The organism is Herbaspirillum sp. NPDC087042, assembly GCF_044745245.1.
Lineage (GTDB): Bacteria > Pseudomonadota > Gammaproteobacteria > Burkholderiales > Burkholderiaceae_D > Herbaspirillum.
On sequence record NZ_JBIUZW010000007.1, the window covers coordinates 30,963 to 46,697 of the forward strand.

12 protein-coding genes are annotated in these 15,735 nt (G+C 63.8%); 8 read left to right on the forward strand and 4 right to left on the reverse strand.

The genetic code is table 11. The annotated features are described in order from the left end of the window. From ACIPHN_RS11280 to ACIPHN_RS11290, 3 genes are all read right to left on the reverse strand, one after another. Window positions 1-573: a hypothetical protein gene (locus ACIPHN_RS11280; protein WP_400436137.1), complete on the reverse strand. Its 573-nt coding sequence runs from the start codon at window positions 571-573 to the stop codon at window positions 1-3. Next, on the reverse strand, window positions 570-2,186 hold the full coding sequence (locus tag ACIPHN_RS11285; protein ID WP_400436464.1) for an acyl-CoA synthetase: 1,617 nt from the start codon (window positions 2,184-2,186) through the stop codon (window positions 570-572). The genes ACIPHN_RS11280 and ACIPHN_RS11285 overlap by 4 nt, the downstream gene beginning before the upstream one ends. 118 nt (window positions 2,187-2,304) lie before the next feature. Continuing rightward, on the reverse strand, window positions 2,305-3,486 hold the full coding sequence (locus tag ACIPHN_RS11290) for an acetyl-CoA acetyltransferase (protein WP_400436139.1): 1,182 nt from the start codon (window positions 3,484-3,486) through the stop codon (window positions 2,305-2,307). A gap of 584 nt (window positions 3,487-4,070) precedes the next feature. Between ACIPHN_RS11290 and ACIPHN_RS11295 the strand changes: the two genes are divergently transcribed. From ACIPHN_RS11295 to ACIPHN_RS11310, 4 genes are all read left to right on the forward strand, one after another. Beyond that, on the forward strand, window positions 4,071-5,105 hold the full coding sequence (locus ACIPHN_RS11295; protein ID WP_400436140.1) for a TRAP transporter substrate-binding protein: 1,035 nt from the start codon (window positions 4,071-4,073) through the stop codon (window positions 5,103-5,105). 104 nt (window positions 5,106-5,209) lie between these two features. Beyond that, window positions 5,210-7,093 (forward strand): TRAP transporter large permease subunit, encoded by a 1,884-nt coding sequence (locus ACIPHN_RS11300; RefSeq protein ID WP_400436142.1) that lies wholly within the window; start codon window positions 5,210-5,212, stop codon window positions 7,091-7,093. A 120-nt stretch (window positions 7,094-7,213) separates the two neighbouring features. Next, complete coding sequence (locus tag ACIPHN_RS11305) at window positions 7,214-7,984, forward strand: SDR family NAD(P)-dependent oxidoreductase (protein ID WP_400436143.1); 771 nt, start codon at window positions 7,214-7,216, stop codon at window positions 7,982-7,984. 14 nt (window positions 7,985-7,998) lie between these two features. Next, the gene (locus ACIPHN_RS11310; protein ID WP_400436145.1) at window positions 7,999-8,799 is read left to right on the forward strand and encodes an SDR family NAD(P)-dependent oxidoreductase; all 801 of its coding nucleotides are present in this window, start codon (window positions 7,999-8,001) and stop codon (window positions 8,797-8,799) included. Window positions 8,800-8,933: 134 nt separating this feature from the next. On the opposite strand, the gene ACIPHN_RS11315 is transcribed toward ACIPHN_RS11310, so the two are convergent. Further along, a complete protein-coding gene (locus ACIPHN_RS11315; RefSeq protein WP_400436146.1) occupies window positions 8,934-9,848 on the reverse strand; it encodes a LysR family transcriptional regulator in 915 nt (304 codons plus the stop codon). Window positions 9,849-10,039: 191 nt separating this feature from the next. Between ACIPHN_RS11315 and ACIPHN_RS11320 the strand changes: the two genes are divergently transcribed. The 4 genes from ACIPHN_RS11320 to ACIPHN_RS11335 all read left to right on the forward strand — a co-directional run bounded on the left by ACIPHN_RS11320 (window position 10,040) and on the right by ACIPHN_RS11335 (window position 15,732). Next, entirely contained in the window at window positions 10,040-11,185 is a 1,146-nt protein-coding gene (locus ACIPHN_RS11320; RefSeq protein ID WP_400436148.1) for a sigma-54-dependent Fis family transcriptional regulator, read from the forward strand. 70 nt (window positions 11,186-11,255) lie between these two features. After that, the gene (ilvC, locus tag ACIPHN_RS11325; RefSeq protein ID WP_400436150.1) at window positions 11,256-12,272 is read left to right on the forward strand and encodes a ketol-acid reductoisomerase; all 1,017 of its coding nucleotides are present in this window, start codon (window positions 11,256-11,258) and stop codon (window positions 12,270-12,272) included. 284 nt (window positions 12,273-12,556) lie between these two features. Beyond that, window positions 12,557-14,851, forward strand: a complete 2,295-nt coding sequence (locus ACIPHN_RS11330) for an EAL domain-containing protein (RefSeq protein ID WP_400436466.1) — start codon at window positions 12,557-12,559, stop codon at window positions 14,849-14,851. Further along, window positions 14,848-15,732 (forward strand): phosphate/phosphite/phosphonate ABC transporter substrate-binding protein, encoded by an 885-nt coding sequence (locus ACIPHN_RS11335; protein WP_400436152.1) that lies wholly within the window; start codon window positions 14,848-14,850, stop codon window positions 15,730-15,732. Before ACIPHN_RS11330 ends, ACIPHN_RS11335 begins: the two co-directional genes overlap by 4 nt. Window positions 15,733-15,735 lie beyond the last annotated feature (3 nt).

The following is a 15,735-nucleotide window of genomic DNA, read 5'->3' on the forward strand; positions in this document are numbered from 1 at the left end:
TCATTCCATGGGTGTCGGATGCAATAGACTGAAGTGCGTCTCTTCATCGCTGTTGACGACGAAGGCGCCCCGGGAGAACAAGCACAGGCGGATGATGAGCGGATCGTCGCCCACTTCCACCGTGTCCAGCAGGAGATGGCCGCCGTGGAGGGCGCCATCGCCATCGATAAAACCTGAGTGGCAATGCAGCAGTACTTTTCCATCGGCATTCTGGCCCACCGTGATGGCCCCGGTGACAAAGCTGATCACGCCTTCCAGCACATGGGGCGGGCCATAGTCATAGGGACGGTCAGGGTCCTCGGTGGTCTCGATGCGATGGTAGTGCAGGCGGCGCGCGGTGCCGCCGCACAGGCGCCCGACACCGCCACGCTGGCCGTAGCGGGCCAGCACGCGGCGCAGGGCAGGGCCGACCAGGGCGCCCGGCTGCAGCGTGATGCGCAGTTCCTCGGCCGGTTCGGCCTCCAGGTCCAGCGTGCGCGGATAGCTTGGCTGGCCTGCATGCAGGAACTTGCGCACCGCCACGAAGCCGGTGCCAGCGGCGCCGGCCTCGGCGGGCTTGGTCGACAGTTTCATAGCCGGTAGTCCCCCTGTTCTTCCAGCAAGGCCTTGATCTGCTTCTTGACGATCTTGCCGTAGCCCGACTTGGGCATGGTGTCCCAGTACACGAAGCGGCGCGGCCACTTGTACTTGCCGATGCGCTCCTCCAGGTGCGCCAGCAGCGCGTCGCTGCTGACCTGTTGCCCCGGCTTGCAGACGATCACCGCCAGTCCGCTCTCGCCCCACTTGGGGTCGGGCACGCCCAGCACCGCCACTTCGGAGACCGCAGGATGGGTCAGCAGCGCTTCCTCGATCTCGCGCGGATAGACGTTGGATCCACCCGAGATGTACATGTCCGAGGAACGTCCGGTGATGTAGAGGAAGCCGTCGCCATCCACATGGCCGAGGTCGCCGGTATGGAACCAGTCATGCTTGAAGGCCTTGGCATTGGCCTCGGGATTGTTGTGATAACCCATGAACACGGCCGGTCCGCGCACGCAGATCTCGCCGGTCTCGAAGGGCGCCAGCTCCTGGCCATCGTCGTTGAGGATGGCGACCTGCATGCCGGTGCGTGGCATGCCGCAGGTCCCCACGCGCGCCTGCGGATGGGCGTCATCGTCGAAGTGCAGGTAGGGCGGCAGGAAGGTAATGTTGCCGGTCACCTCGCCCAGGCCGTAGTACTGCACCAGTACCTTGCCGAGTTTTTTCAGCGCGTACACCTGGTCGGCGCGGTACATGGGCGCGCCGGCATAGATGACGTGCTTCAGCGACGAGTGATCGTAGCGGTCCACCGAGGCATCCTCGACCAGGATCTTGACGATGGTGGGGACGGTGAACATGTTATCCACCTTGTATTTCTCCACCAGCTGCCAGGCTTCCTCGACCACCAGCCGCTCCGAGGAGAGCAGGATGCTGGCCGCGCCGCGCGCGGTATTGATGACCGCATGCACGCCGGCTCCATGCGAGAGCGGTGCCACCACCAGCGAGCGCGACAGGTGGTTCAGGCCCGGCATCAGGTCGGCCAGGTGGTTGGTGACCACGAAGGCCATCTGGCCATGCGAGAGCATGCCCGCCTTGGGATGGCCGGTAGTGCCGGAGGTGTAGAAGAACCACAGCGGGTCTTCGTAGTCGACTTCCACTTCGCGGAAGGGCTGCGGCTCACCCTCGGCCACCAGCGCCTCGTAATCCAGTTCGCCCGGCCGCGCGTCGGCCAGTGCGATCACGTGTTCCAGGGCGGGGGAGGCGGCCCGGACGGCGTCGACATAGTGGGCGAAGCCGCGATCGTAGAGCATCACGCTGGCACCGCTGGACTGGCCCAGGTAGGCCGCCTCGGGCGGCGTGATGCGGAAGTTGGTCGGCACCCAGACTACGCCCAGCTTGAAGGCAGCCCAGGCACTTTCGAAGATCTGCTGGTTGTTGCGCGAATGGACCAGCATCTTGTCGCCCTTCTTCACGCCCCGTTTGGTCAGGGCGTGGGCCAGCGCATCGACGCGGTCGTTGATCTGCTTCCAGGTGACGATCTTGTCGCTGCCGGCGTCACCGGCCTGGCACAGGATCAGGCCGGGCTCGTCCGGATGGCGGCGCGCCACGTCCGACAGCAGGCGGCCCAGGTTCATGACTTTCTTTAACATCGTCTCACTCGTCCCGATTTTTCTGATGGAAATTGGCGTGCTTCTTTATGTTCTTCTTGTCGATCTTCTCAAGTCCGTTCGACCTGGGTAGCGGCCCAGCCGGGCCTGCCCAGGCCGAACGGACAGCCGGCGACGATCAGCTCACGCGTTCCAGGATGCTCACGTAGTTGGCCACGGCCGCGCCACCCATGTTGAACACGCCCGCATAGCGCGCATTGGCGATCTGCATGTCGCCCGCATCGTGGGCCGCCTGCATGGCCGCCATCACGTGCATGGAGACACCGGTGGCGCCCACCGGGTGACCCTTGGACTTCAGGCCGCCCGAAGGATTGACCGGCAGCTTGCCATCCTTGGCGGTGATGCCCTCGGCGATCACGCGCGCGCCCTGGCCGTGCGGGGCCAGGCCCATGGCTTCGTATTCCAGCAGTTCGGCTACCGTGAAGCAGTCGTGGGTTTCCACCAGCGACAGCTCATTCAGGGATAGGCGCGCCTGGCCCAGGGCATTCTTCCAGGCCAGTTCGGCGGCTTCGAAGCGGGTCGGGTCGCGGCGCGACAGCGGCAGGTAGTCGTTCACGTGCACGGCCGCGCGGAACTGCACCGCACGCGGCATGGACTTGGCCACGTCGGCTGCGCTGATGACCAGGGCGGCGGCGCCGTCGGAGATCAGCGAGCAGTCGGTGCGCTTCAGGGGACCGGCCACGAAGGGATTCTTCTCCGAGACATTGCGGCAGAAATCGAAACCGAAATCCTTGCGCATGTGGGCATAGGGATTGGACAGGCCATTCTTGTGATTCTTGGCGGCAATCATGGCCAGCGCATCGGACTGGTCGCCGAAGCGGTCGAAATAGCTTTGCGCGATCTTGCCGAACACACCGGCGAAGCCACCGGGGATGCCCGCTTCTTCCTTGGCATAGCAGGCCTTGAGCAGCACCTCGCCCACCTGCGGCGTGGCCAGCTCGGTCATCTTCTCGAAACCGATCACCAGCACGTGCCTGGATTGGCCGGCCTTGATCGATTGCAGGCCCGAGTGGATCGCCGCCGAGCCGGTGGCGCAGGCATTCTCCAGGCGCGTAGCCGGCTTGAAGCGCAATTGCGGCAGGCTGTTCATGACCAGCGAGGAGGGGAAGTCCTGGTACAGGAAGCCGGCATTGAAGGTGCCGACGTGGATGGAATCGATATCTTCCGGTTGCAGGCCGGCGTGTTCGATGGCGGCCTTGGCGACCTGGCCGATCAGCACTTCCGTATCGATGCCGTCGAGCTTGCCGAATTGCGAGTGATGCCAGCCGGTAATGCAGGGTGAGGATGCAGTAGCAGTCATGGTGTGTCCTTGTAAGACTTGGTCGATGGAGCGCGGTGGCTCCGGTTCACGCCAGGGCAATATGCAATATCGGTGCCACACGTCAGCAAACGTCCTCCTGCCAGGCAGGCGTCATCGGCAGCACACGGGCTCCAGCGCGGTTGCGCCCACGATAGCACGACTTGACGTTAACGTAAGTCGCTGCGGCGCAGCATGGTCATGCCTGCGGCCTGGCAGACAGTACACCTGTCGACACCTGCGACAGTCGGTGGACAGGGATGCGACAGGTGTCGCATGGCCCGGCGGGTTTGCGGTGAAATGATGGAGACCTCAAATTGCATCAAATAAATTGCCGCCGGCGGCGCTTCTGCCCTTGTACAGGGCCGCCCTTATCGCAGAGAATACAGGCGCAATGCCGACGACAATGGGGATCCGTCCGGCTCGCCGACGCCACGTCGGCGACTTGGCATCCTAATTGCTCTATGAAGGCATGGGCAGTGTTGACATTCCCGGGACAGGGAGCTGCACGCCAGTATCCGCAGCATCTTGTTGTAGCAGCACCGGATTGCGCAATTTCATAAAGACGATAAACAGGAGACAAGCAGATGGGACATTCCACCGGCAAGATCACGCGCCGTCATTTTCTGAAGACCGCCTCGGTCGCCTCGGCGGCGGCTGCAACAGGTCTGGCCAGTACCTCCGCCCATGCGGCCGAGTTCACCTTCAAGTACGCCAACAACCTGCCGGTGACGCATCCGATGAATGCGCGCGCCAAGGAAATGGCGGCCGCCATCGCCGAGCAATCCAAGGGCCGCATCGAGCTGCAGCTCTATCCCAACAACCAGCTGGGCACCGACACCGACATGCTCTCGCAGGTGCGTGCCGGCGCGATCGACTTCTTCACGCTCTCGCCGCTGATCCTGGGTACCCTGGTGCCGGCCGCGCAGATCTCGGGCATCGGCTTCGCCTTCAAGGATTACAGCCAGGTCTGGCCCGCCATGGATGGCGAGCTGGGCGCCCATGTGCGCAAGCAGATCGAAGCCAAGTCCACCCTGTTCGCCTTCGAGAAGATCTGGGACAACGGCTATCGCCAGATCACCAACAGCAGCAAGGCCATCAAGACCGCCGATGATCTCAAGGGCATGAAGCTGCGCGTGCCGCCCAGCCCGCTGTGGACTTCGATGTTCAAGGCCTTCGATTCGGCCCCGACCTCGATCAACTTCGCCGAAGTCTATTCCGCCCTGCAGACCAAGATCGTCGAAGGCCAGGAAAACCCGCTGGCCATCATCTCCACGGCCAAGCTCTACGAAGTGCAGAAGTACTGCTCCATCACCAACCACATGTGGGATGGTTTCTGGTTCCTGGGCAACAAGAAGTCCTTCGAGCGCCTGCCCAAGGATCTGCAGGAGATCATGACCCGCAACATCAACGAGGCCGGCATGAACCAGCGCGCCGACGTGCGCAAGCTCAACGACTCGCTGATCGATGACATGAAGGGCAAGGGGCTGGCATTCAACAATGCCGATGCCGATTCCTTCCGTGCCAAGCTGCGCAGCGCCGGTTTCTACGCCGAGTGGAAGAAGAAGTTCGGCGACGAGCCCTGGGCACTGCTGGAGAAGTACACCGGCAAGCTGGCCTGAGGCTGAGCCCGGGTCTGGCCATGGGGCGGCGCTGGCCGCCCCGGTCAGATCGTCTTGACTTGCCTTGCCCCGACTTGCCCTGACTTCACCCTAGCTGGAGCTTGATGATGGAAGCTGCAATGACTTACCGCACCCCGGTAAATACCAATCCGGCCGCGCGCGCGCTGGTGGCCGTCAACCGCATGGTCATGCATGTGGTGGGCGCGATCGCCGCGGCACTCGTGCTGGCCGAGACGGCGGTGCTGTTGACCGGCGTCGTCTACCGCTACGCCCTGCATGACCCGCTGGTGTGGTCCGATGAACTGGCCTCCATCCTCTTCATCTGGCTGTCCATGCTGGGCGCGGTGCTGGCGCTGGATCGCGGCGAGCATATGCGGCTCACTGCCATCATCAACAAGTGCTCCGAGAAGGGCCGCATCTGGCTCGAAACGGTGGCGGCGATGGTGGTCTGCATCTTCGTCCTGATGGTGATCCACCCGGCGGTGGACCACTCGGTCGAGCAGATGGCCATCACCACGCCGGCCCTGGAAATTCCCGATGGATTGCGCGCCGCCGCTCTGCCGGTGGGCGCCATCCTGATGTTGCTGGCGGCGGTCTCGCGCATGGCCGCGGTCAGCTCGCTGCGCCTGCTGCTCTCGGCCCTGGCCGTGGTGGCCGTGATCGGCGGCGGCCTGTGGCTGGCCAAGCCGGCCCTGCTGGCCATGGGCAACTACAACCTGATCGTGTTCTTCGTGCTGCTGATCGGCGTGTGCGTGGCCGGTGGCATCCCCATCGCCTTTGCCTTCGGGACCGCCACCATGGCCTACCTGGCGCTGGCCACCAATGCGCCGCTGATGATCGTGGTCAGCCGCATGGATGAGGGCATGTCCAGCCTGATCCTGCTGTCGGTGCCGCTGTTCGTGCTGCTGGGCTCGCTGCTGGAAATGTCGGGTCTGGCCAAGACCCTGATCGATTTCATGGGCGCGCTGCTGGGCCATGTGCGTGGCGGCCTGCAATACGTGCTGTTGGGCGCGATGTTCCTGGTGTCGGGCATCTCCGGCTCCAAGGCCGCTGACATGGCGGCGATTGCCCCGGCATTGTTCCCCGAAATGAAGAAGCGCGGCTCCAAGCCGGAAGAACTGGTGGCGCTGCTGTCGTCGTCCGGCGCCATGACCGAGACCATTCCGCCCAGCCTGGTGTTGATCACCATTGGCGCGGTCTGCAGCGTCTCGATCACGGCCCTGTTCATCGGCGGCCTGATGCCGGCCGCCATTGCCACCATCGCCATCGCCGTGGTGTGCTGGCTGCGCGCCCGTCGCGAACCGATGCCCAACGTCAAGCGCGCACCGCTGTCGCTGATCCTGAAGACCCTGGTCGCCGCCATTCCCGCGCTGGCCTTGCCCATGCTGATCCGCGTGGCGGTCATCGAGGGCGTGGCCACGGCCACCGAAGTCGCCACCATCGGCGTGGCCTATACGGTGGTGGTCGGCCTGATCATGCACCTGTTCATGAAGCACCTGAACTTCAAGCGTCTCTATCCCATGCTGGTGGAATCGGCCGCCCTGTCAGGCGCGATCCTGCTCATCATCGGCATGGCCACCTCGATGGCCTGGGCGCTGACGCAGTCGGGCTTTTCGGCCAAGCTGGTGGCGCTGATGCAAGGCGTGCCGGGTGGCGGCACCGGCTTCCTGCTGATCACCATCGTCATCTTCATCGTGCTGGGCAGCCTGCTGGAAGGCATTCCCGCCATCGTCCTGTTCGGCCCGCTGCTGTTCCCGGTGGCGCGTTCGCTGGGCGTGCATGACGTGCACTACGCCATGGTGGTGATCCTGGCCATGGGCATCGGCCTGTTCGCACCGCCTTTCGGCGTGGGCTTCTATGCCGCCTGCGCCATCGGCAAGGTATCGCCGGACGGCGTCTTCAACCGGGTCTGGGGCTATCTGGCGGCGCTGGTGGTGGCGCTGCTGGTGGTGGCCTTCGTGCCCTGGCTTTCCATCGGTTTCCTCTGATCCCCTCACACCGGTCATGCGAGCGAGATCACGGAGTTTCAATGATTGACCTGCTAACGACTTAGAAAAACGGCGGCCCCCTCCCTTCCTCGCGGGGCCGCCAACATCCACGGAGACAATATGAATCGCAATGATAGCGGCGCCCGCGTGGCGCTCGTGACGGGCGGAGCCATGGGTATCGGCGCCAGCATCTCGCAGCAACTGGCTGCCAGCGGCCACACCGTCCTGGTGGCCGACATCAACCTGGAGGCTGCCGCCAAGACTGCCGCCGCCCTGGTGGCCGAGGGCCACCGGGCCGCGCCGATCCAGATCGACCTGGGCAACCCGGAGTCGATCGCCGCCGCCTTCGCCAACGTGGACAAGGACTACGGGCGCTGCGACGTGCTGGTCAACAATGCCGGCGTGGCGCGCACCTATTCCTTCCTCGACTATCCGCTGGAGAACTGGCTGCAGACCATGAACGTCAACGTCACCGGTGTGCTGCTGGCCGGCCAGCATGCGGCGCGCATGATGCTGCGGCAGAAGTGGGGCCGCATCGTCAACATCTCCTCGATCTCGGGCATTCGCGCCGGCGCCGGTCGCACCGCCTATGGCACCTCGAAGTCGGCCGTCATCGGCCTGACCCGCCAGATGGCCATCGAACTGGCGCAGTACGGCATTACCGTCAACAGCGTCGCGCCCGGACCGGTCGATACACCCATGACCCAGGCCATGCATTCGGAACAGACCCGCGAGAGCTATTACCGCGTGGTGCCGATGCGCCGCTATGGCACCACCGACGAGATCGCCTCGGCGGTGAGCTTCCTGGCCTCGGAGGAATCCTCCTATATCACCGGCCACGTGATCCCGGTCGATGGCGGCTTCGTCGCCGGCGGCGTCCTGGATATCTGAGAGAGGAACACGCAATGAACAAACTCATGGAAGGCAAGGTCATCATCGTCACCGGCGCAGGTTCGGTGGGCGAAGGATGGGGTAACGGCAAGGCCGCGGCCGCCTTGTATGCGCGCGAGGGCGGGCGCGTGCTGGCGGTGGATCGCAGCATCGAGGCCGCGTTGCAGACGCAGGAGATCATCCGCAGCGAAGGGGGTGTCTGCGAGGTGCTGGCTGCGGACGTCTCCAAAGGCGCCGACGTCAAGGCCATCGCCGACGCCGCCATGGATCACTTCGGCCGCGTCGACGTGCTGCACAACAATGTCGGCATCGCCGAAGTCGGTGGCCCGGTGGAGACCAGCGAAGAGAGCTGGAACCGCCTGGTGGCGGTGAACCAGACCAGCCTGTTCCTGACCCACAAGCATGTGCTGCCCATCATGGAGAAGCAGAAGAAGGGCGCCATCGTCAACATTTCCTCGCTGGCGGCATTGCGCTGGATCGGCTTCCCTTACCTGGGCTATACGGCGACCAAGGCGGCCATCCTGGCCTTCACCAAGAACGTGGCGATGCAGTACGCGCCCATGGGCATCCGCGCCAATTGCGTGCTGCCCGGCCTGATGGATACGCCGATGATCCGCGAACCGCTCAAGGCCTCCTATGGCGGCGATATCGAAGCCATGCGCGCCAAGCGCCATGCGCAATGCCCGATGGGCTTCATGGGCGATGCCTGGGACGTGGCGCACGCCTCGCTGTTCCTGGCCTCCGACAATGCGCGCTACATCACGGGCCTGGACCTGATCGTGGATGGGGGCTTGTCGCTGCGCTGTGCTGGCTGACGGCTGACGGCTGACGGCCGACAGCCGGGTATACGCTTCGCTTACCGCATGCGCCCGGGCGTGGAAGCCGAGGCGCATGGGGCTTGATGGCCTGGACGTCGAGACGTCCGGGCCTTTTTTGTCCCTGGGTGATTCTAGATGTGCGCGCTGCCCGGCGCCGGACGCAACTTGCGCCATACCTCGACGGCGGTATCGGCAAAGGTGCGGATGCAGGGGTTGCTGTTTTCCTTGTTCCAGATCACCGCGACCTCCACCATCGGCGCATCGATCAGCGGCTTGAAGACGGTGGTCTCCAGGTGCATGGCCTGCATCGAGGTCGGCACCATGGCCACGCCCAGGCCTTCGCCCACGAGATTGACGATGGTTTGCTGCAGGTTGGCTTCCAGCACGATGCGCGGGCGGAAGCCGCGTGACTGGCAGTGGCCGACGATGAGATCGAACACCACCGGGGCAATCGTGCGCGGGATGCTGACGAAGGGATCCTCGGCCAGCTCGGCGGCCGAGATCGCCGCCTTGCCCGCCAGGCGATGATCGCGTGGCAGCACCGCCAGCAAGGGCTCGGCGAAGATCGTATGGCTGTCGAGCCGGCTGCAGTCCTCGGGACGGTACATGATGCCCACGTCCACCTTCTCATCCTCGATATCGGTGGCCAGCAGGTTGGGGACGTATTCGGTCAGGCGCATGTCCACCTCGGGATAGGCGGCCGAGTAGTGGCGCGTCACCGAGGGCAGGATGTTATAGGCGGTGGACATCATGAATCCCACCTTCAGGGCACCGCTCTTGCCGGTGCTCGATGACGAGACGTTACGTTTTGCTCGCTCCAGTGCCTTGAAAATTTCTGTGGTGTCACGATAAAAATATTTGCCGGCCGCGGTCAGCTGGATGGCCCGTTTGCTGCGGTCGAACAATTGCGCCCCCAGCTCCCGCTCCAGCGCTGCAATCTGCCGTGTGAGCGGCGGTTGCGAGATATGCAACAGCTCCGCAGCACGGCCGAAATGCAGGGTTTCTGCTACGGTGCGGAAATAGGTGAGATGTCTCAGCTCGATCATTTGATACCTTCAAGGTAATGATTCTGTCTGTACATTGTATTGGAAGTCATCGGAGTGTCTCGTTATTCTTTGCCGCAGATGTGCCATTGCGACACCTCTCCGGGGCGGCCAAAAGCCTGGCCCCGCGTATAAAGAGCCGGCTCCCCGGGAAGCGGGTTCGACAAAAAAGCAGTTCTAGACAGGAGACCATCATGCCGACACAAACGGTAGCTCTACCTTTGGCAGACAGTGACGTCCGGACCGCCCGTTCCTCTTCCTCTCCCTCCAAGCGCCATGCGCCCCGCTATCGCGAGATCGACCTGCTCGCCGCCGGCGACGCGGTCATGCGCGACCTGGTCGAGCGCGGCAAGCGCCTGATCGACCGTGGCATCCCGGTGCTGATCCTGGGCGAGACCGGTACCGGCAAGGAATATCTCTCGCGCGCGCTGCATGACTACAGCGCGCGCCGCCAGGCGGCCTGGATCGCGGTCAACTGTGCGTCGATCCCCGAGAGCCTGGCCGAGAGCGAGCTGTTCGGCTACTGCAAGGGCGCCTTCTCCGGCGCCTTGCCGGGCGGCATGAAGGGCAAGGTGCAGCAGGCCGATGGCGGCACGCTGTTCCTGGACGAGATCGGCGACATGCCCTTTGCCCTGCAGACGCGCCTCTTGCGCGTGCTCTCGGAGCGTGAAGTGATCCCGCTGGGCGCGATGCGTCCGGTGCCGGTGGATGTGCAGCTGATCTGCGCCACCCATCAGGATCTGAAGACGCTGATCGCGCAGGGCCGTTTCCGCGAAGACTTGTACTACCGCATCGCCGGTGGCGTGCTGCGCCTGCCGGCCCTGCGCGAACGGGCTGACCGCCGCGCGCTGGTCATGCAGATGATTGCCGATGAACTGGATGAGCAAGCCGGTGAGCACGTCATCGCACCGGCCGCGCTGCAACGCCTGCTGGCCTATCCCTGGCCGGGCAACCTGCGCCAGATGCATGCGGTGATCCGCTATAGCTGCGCGGTGATGAACGAGGGGCGTATCGAGCTGCATGACCTGCCCGAAGAATTGATGCAATTCCAGGCGGCGCCGCTGGCCCAGGTCCACCCGATCAGCCGCGCCGCCCACCTCCGTCCCCTGATGTCACAAGCAGAAGGAGAACCCTTGCCCGTTGCATCGTCCGGCGATCCGTACCGGGACGAGCGCACACGCGTCATCGCTGCCTTGAACGGCAGCCGCTGGAACATCTCTGCCGCCTCGCGGCAACTGGGGATGTGCCGTGCTTCGCTCTATCGCAAGCTGCGGCAGCTGGATATTCCCCATGTGCGCGACCAGGCCATGCCGGCCTATCCCGCGTATGCAGTCGCCTGAATCGAACTCAACAATTTACCGGCCGGCATCGAACATGTCCGGCCACCTTCCATCACTCTTTAGGAACCCCATGAAAGTCTTCTACGACAAGGATGCCGACCTCTCGCTGATCAAGAACAAGAACGTGACCATCATCGGTTACGGTTCGCAAGGTCACGCTCACGCGCTGAACCTGAAGGATTCGGGCGTGAAGGTTACCGTCGGTTTGCGTCGCGGCGGCGCTTCCTGGTCCAAGGCCGAGAAGGCCGGCCTGAAGGTCGCCGAAGTCAACGACGCGGTCAAGGACGCTGACGTCATCATGATCCTGCTGCCCGACGAAAACATCGGTCAGGTCTATGCCGAGAACGTCGCTCCCTTCGCCAAGCAAGGCGCGACCGTCGCTTTCGCGCACGGCTTCAACATCCACTACGGCCAAGTCGTGCCGCGCGCTGACCTGGACATCATCATGATCGCGCCGAAGGCCCCTGGTCACACCGTGCGTTCGACCTACAGCCAGGGTGGCGGCGTGCCCCACCTGATCGCCGTGCATCAGGACAAGTCCGGCAGCGCCCGTGACCTGGCCCTGTCGTACGCCACCGCCAACGGCGGCGGCCGTGCCGGCATCATCGAAACCAACTTCCGCGAAGAAACCGAAACCGACCTGTTCGGCGAACAGGCCGTGCTGTGCGGCGGTACCGTGGACCTGATCAAGGCCGGTTTCGAAACCCTGGTGGAAGCCGGTTACGCGCCGGAAATGGCTTACTTCGAGTGCCTGCACGAACTGAAGTTGATCGTCGACCTGATCTATGAAGGCGGCATCGCCAACATGAACTACTCGATCTCCAACAACGCCGAATACGGCGAGTACGTGACCGGCCCGCGCGTGATCAACGCCGAGAGCAAGGCGGCCATGAAGAAGGTCCTGGAAGACATCCAGACCGGCGAATACGCCAAGAGCTTCATCCTGGAAAACAAGGCCGGTGCACCGACCCTGATGTCGCGTCGTCGCATCAACGCCGAACACCAGATCGAAATCGTGGGCGAGAAGCTGCGCGCCATGATGCCCTGGATCAAGGCCAACAAGCTGGTCGACCAGACCAGGAACTGATCGGTCGCGGATCGAACACTGTTCGCTGTTACTGTCAGGGGAAACGCCACGGGAGACCGTGGCGTTTTCATTTGCGCATTTTTACAGGGCGGTGGCGTGCGCGCGCACGCTTGTCATGAACTGGACATATTGGCGCATTACCCTGAGCGGGTAAAAAAAGGATTGCGTCAGCGCCGGATCTCCCGGCGCCATGTTCAAGCGGGTGGGGATTGCGTAAGCCGTTATTGTTCGAGCCGAAAGGGCTGCTGACCAGACTGCTCGCGGGCAGGGGCGTGTCGGCGGGGCTGGTATTGCTGTCGGTCTGCGTACTGGCCGTGGCGTGGTATTTCACGATCATCCGCATCGAGAATGAAAAGCAGCTGGCCATCACGGCCTCCATTGCCGACAGTCGCAACGTGGCTGCCATCGTCTCGGCCAATCTCGATGAAGTGCTGGGCAAGACCCTGCTGTATTCGCGCATCGGCCAGTCCATGCTCAATGGCGAGCAATCTTCGTCGGCCTACTTCAATCCACTCTTCAATGGCGATTCGGCCTACCTGCGCGTGGCCATGTTCGATGCCACCGGTCGCCTGGTCTATTCCTCCGCACGGCAGAAGAACGAGCCCGAGCTGAGCCGCCTCATCAATGCCGGCTACATGAGCTCGCTGACGGGATCGGCCTCCTCGGTCGAGCACAATGCCATGATCATCAATCCGCCCAACAACCGCGACGGCTACAGCTGGCGCGTGCCGCTGCTGATCCCGCTGCAGAACGGACGGGGCGAGTTGCAGGGCTTCTTCGCGGCCATCCTCGACCTGGGTTATTTCCTGAAGACCTACCAGGAAGTCAGCGTGGCCGGCTCCAGTCGTATCGAGATCCTCAATGCGGCCGGCCTGCAACTGGCCGAGCTGTCCGGGGGCATCCTCTCGGGCGGCTCCAATTATGCGGGCCAGGAGTACGCCACCTTCCTGCTGACAGGCAAGGGTGATGGCCTGATCCATGCCTTGCGTCCCGGCGACCAGGTGCAGCATGTGGGGGTGCAGCGACGCCTGGCGCATTATCCGCTGGCTGTGGTGGTGAGCCGTGATCCGCAAGTGCTGATGGCCCGGCTGTGGCCGGCGCACCGGCAGTACTACCTGCAGGCCATGCTGGTGTCGCTGCTGATCATGCTGCTCACTGCCGGCCTGGTGAACCTGGCGCACCGGCGGCGCTACCTGTACGAGAAGCTGCTCTATTCAGAGCGCGAGAAGAGCGGCCTGATCCACCAGCTCGAACAGGAAAAGAGCCGCGCCTACCAGCTGGCCTCGCACGACTATCTCACCGGCATCCCCAACCGCATGCTGTTCTACGAGCTGGCCGCCACCGAGCTCTCGCGCGCCAAGCGCAGCCGCAACCTGTATGCGCTGTTCTTCCTCGACCTCGACAAGTTCAAGCTCATCAACGATACCCAGGGCCATGCCGTGGGGGATGCACTGTTGCAGGAAGTGGCGCGGCGCCTGCGCGCGGCGGTGCGCGAGTACGACCTGGTGGCGCGCCTGGGTGGCGACGAGTTCGTGGTGCTGGTGTCGGAAATCCGCAGCGAGGAGCGCGTGGCCGAGATCGCCGACAAGCTCGTCGAGACCCTGCGCGCGCCTTATCCCGACCTGCAGGGGCGCCATGTCGAGACCGCGCCCAGCATCGGCATCGCACTCTATCCGCGCGACGGCCAGCGCATCGAGACACTGATGAGCAATGCCGACGCCGCCATGTACAGCGCCAAGAGCGCCGGCAGTGGCCTGTATCGCTTCTACGATGCCTCGCTCAATGCGATCGCAGTGCGTGGACTGGAGTTGCTGGGGCGCTTCCGCCAGGCGCTCAAGGACAACGAGTTCTGCCTGCATTACCAGCCCAAGGTGGAGCTGCAGAACTACCGTGTGGTCGGCATGGAAGCGCTGATCCGCTGGCAGCATCCCGAGCATGGCCTGATCTTCCCCGGCGAATTCATCAGCCTGGCCGAGTCGCATGACCTGGTGCAGCCGCTGGGGCGCTGGATCATCGAGGCCGTGTGTCGCCAGCTGGCGCAATGGCGCGCGCAGGGGGTGCCGCTGCTGCCGGTGGCCATCAATGTCTCGGCCCGCCAGCTGGACGACGAGAGCCTGATCGCCACCGTGCGCGACGCCTTGCGACGCCACCATCTCAGCGCCGACCTGCTGGAGATCGAGGTGACCGAAAGCTGTTTCATCGCCGACCTGGAGCAGGCCCGCATCACGCTGGAGAAGCTGCGCGACGAAGGCCTGAAGATCTACCTGGACGACTACGGCACCGGTTACTCCAGCCTCAGCCATATCAAGGCGCTGCCGGTGTATGCGCTCAAGATAGACCGCTCCTTCATCCGCGATATCCGCAACGACAACAGCGACGGCATGATCGTGGCCTCCACCGTCACGCTGGCGCGCAATCTCGGCCTGAAGGTGGTGGCCGAGGGGGTGGAAACCCGGGAGCAGTTGATGCACCTGAAACTGATGGGCTGCGACCAGGTGCAGGGCTTCTACCTGCAGCGCCCGGTACCGGCGGCACAGCTGGAAGCCATGTTGCAGAAAGGCAGGTTCGAATTCACATGAAGAGCGTGCGTAGCAGCCTGTTGTTGATCCTCGCGCTGTGCCTGGCCGGCCCGGTACTGGCACAGGGCAAGCGTGCCTGCGAGCGTCCCGAGCGCCTGCGCTTTTCCTTTGTGCCGCAAGGCAGCGACCAGGAGCAGCAGAGCGCACTCAATCCCTTGCTGGAAGAACTGCGCGACAAGCTGAAGATGCCGGTGGACCTGGTGGTGCCAACCTCCTATGGCGCGGTGATCGAGGGCTTGATCGCCGGCGCGGTCGATGTGGCGCGGCTGGGGCCGGCGTCCTACGTGACGGCGCATCGTGGTGATGCACGCATTACGCCCTTTGCCTCGATGGAACAGGTGGAACCCAATTTCGCCGCGCAGGGTGGTGTCTCGGCGGTGTACTACTCGCTGCTGGTGACGCGCCAGCAAGGGCCCTATGACAGCGTGGCCTCGCTGGTCGGCAAGGTGCTGGCGCTGGCCGATCCCGACAGCACGTCGGGGGCGCTGATCCCGCGTCACATCTTCGCGCGCCAGTACAACCTGCGGCTGGACCGGTATTTTTCGCGCATCGGCTATTCCGGCAACCATGAGCAATCGGTGCTGGCGGTGTTGAACCGCAATGCCGATGCCGCCTTCGTGGCCAGTACCAATCTCTCGCGCATGATCAGCGATGGCAAGCTGCACCGGCGCGACCTGCGTGTGCTGTGGCGCTCGGCGCCTATCCCTTTTGATCCCTTCGTCTATCGCGGACAGCTGTGCGGCGATATTCGCGACAAGATCCGCGCGGTCTTCCTTGACCACAATGCGCCGCGTGTGAAGGAAACCCTGCGCAGCCTGCGGGCCACGCATTTCGTGCCGGTGCGCGATGCGGATTACCGCATCATCCGCGAGCTGCCCTGAGCC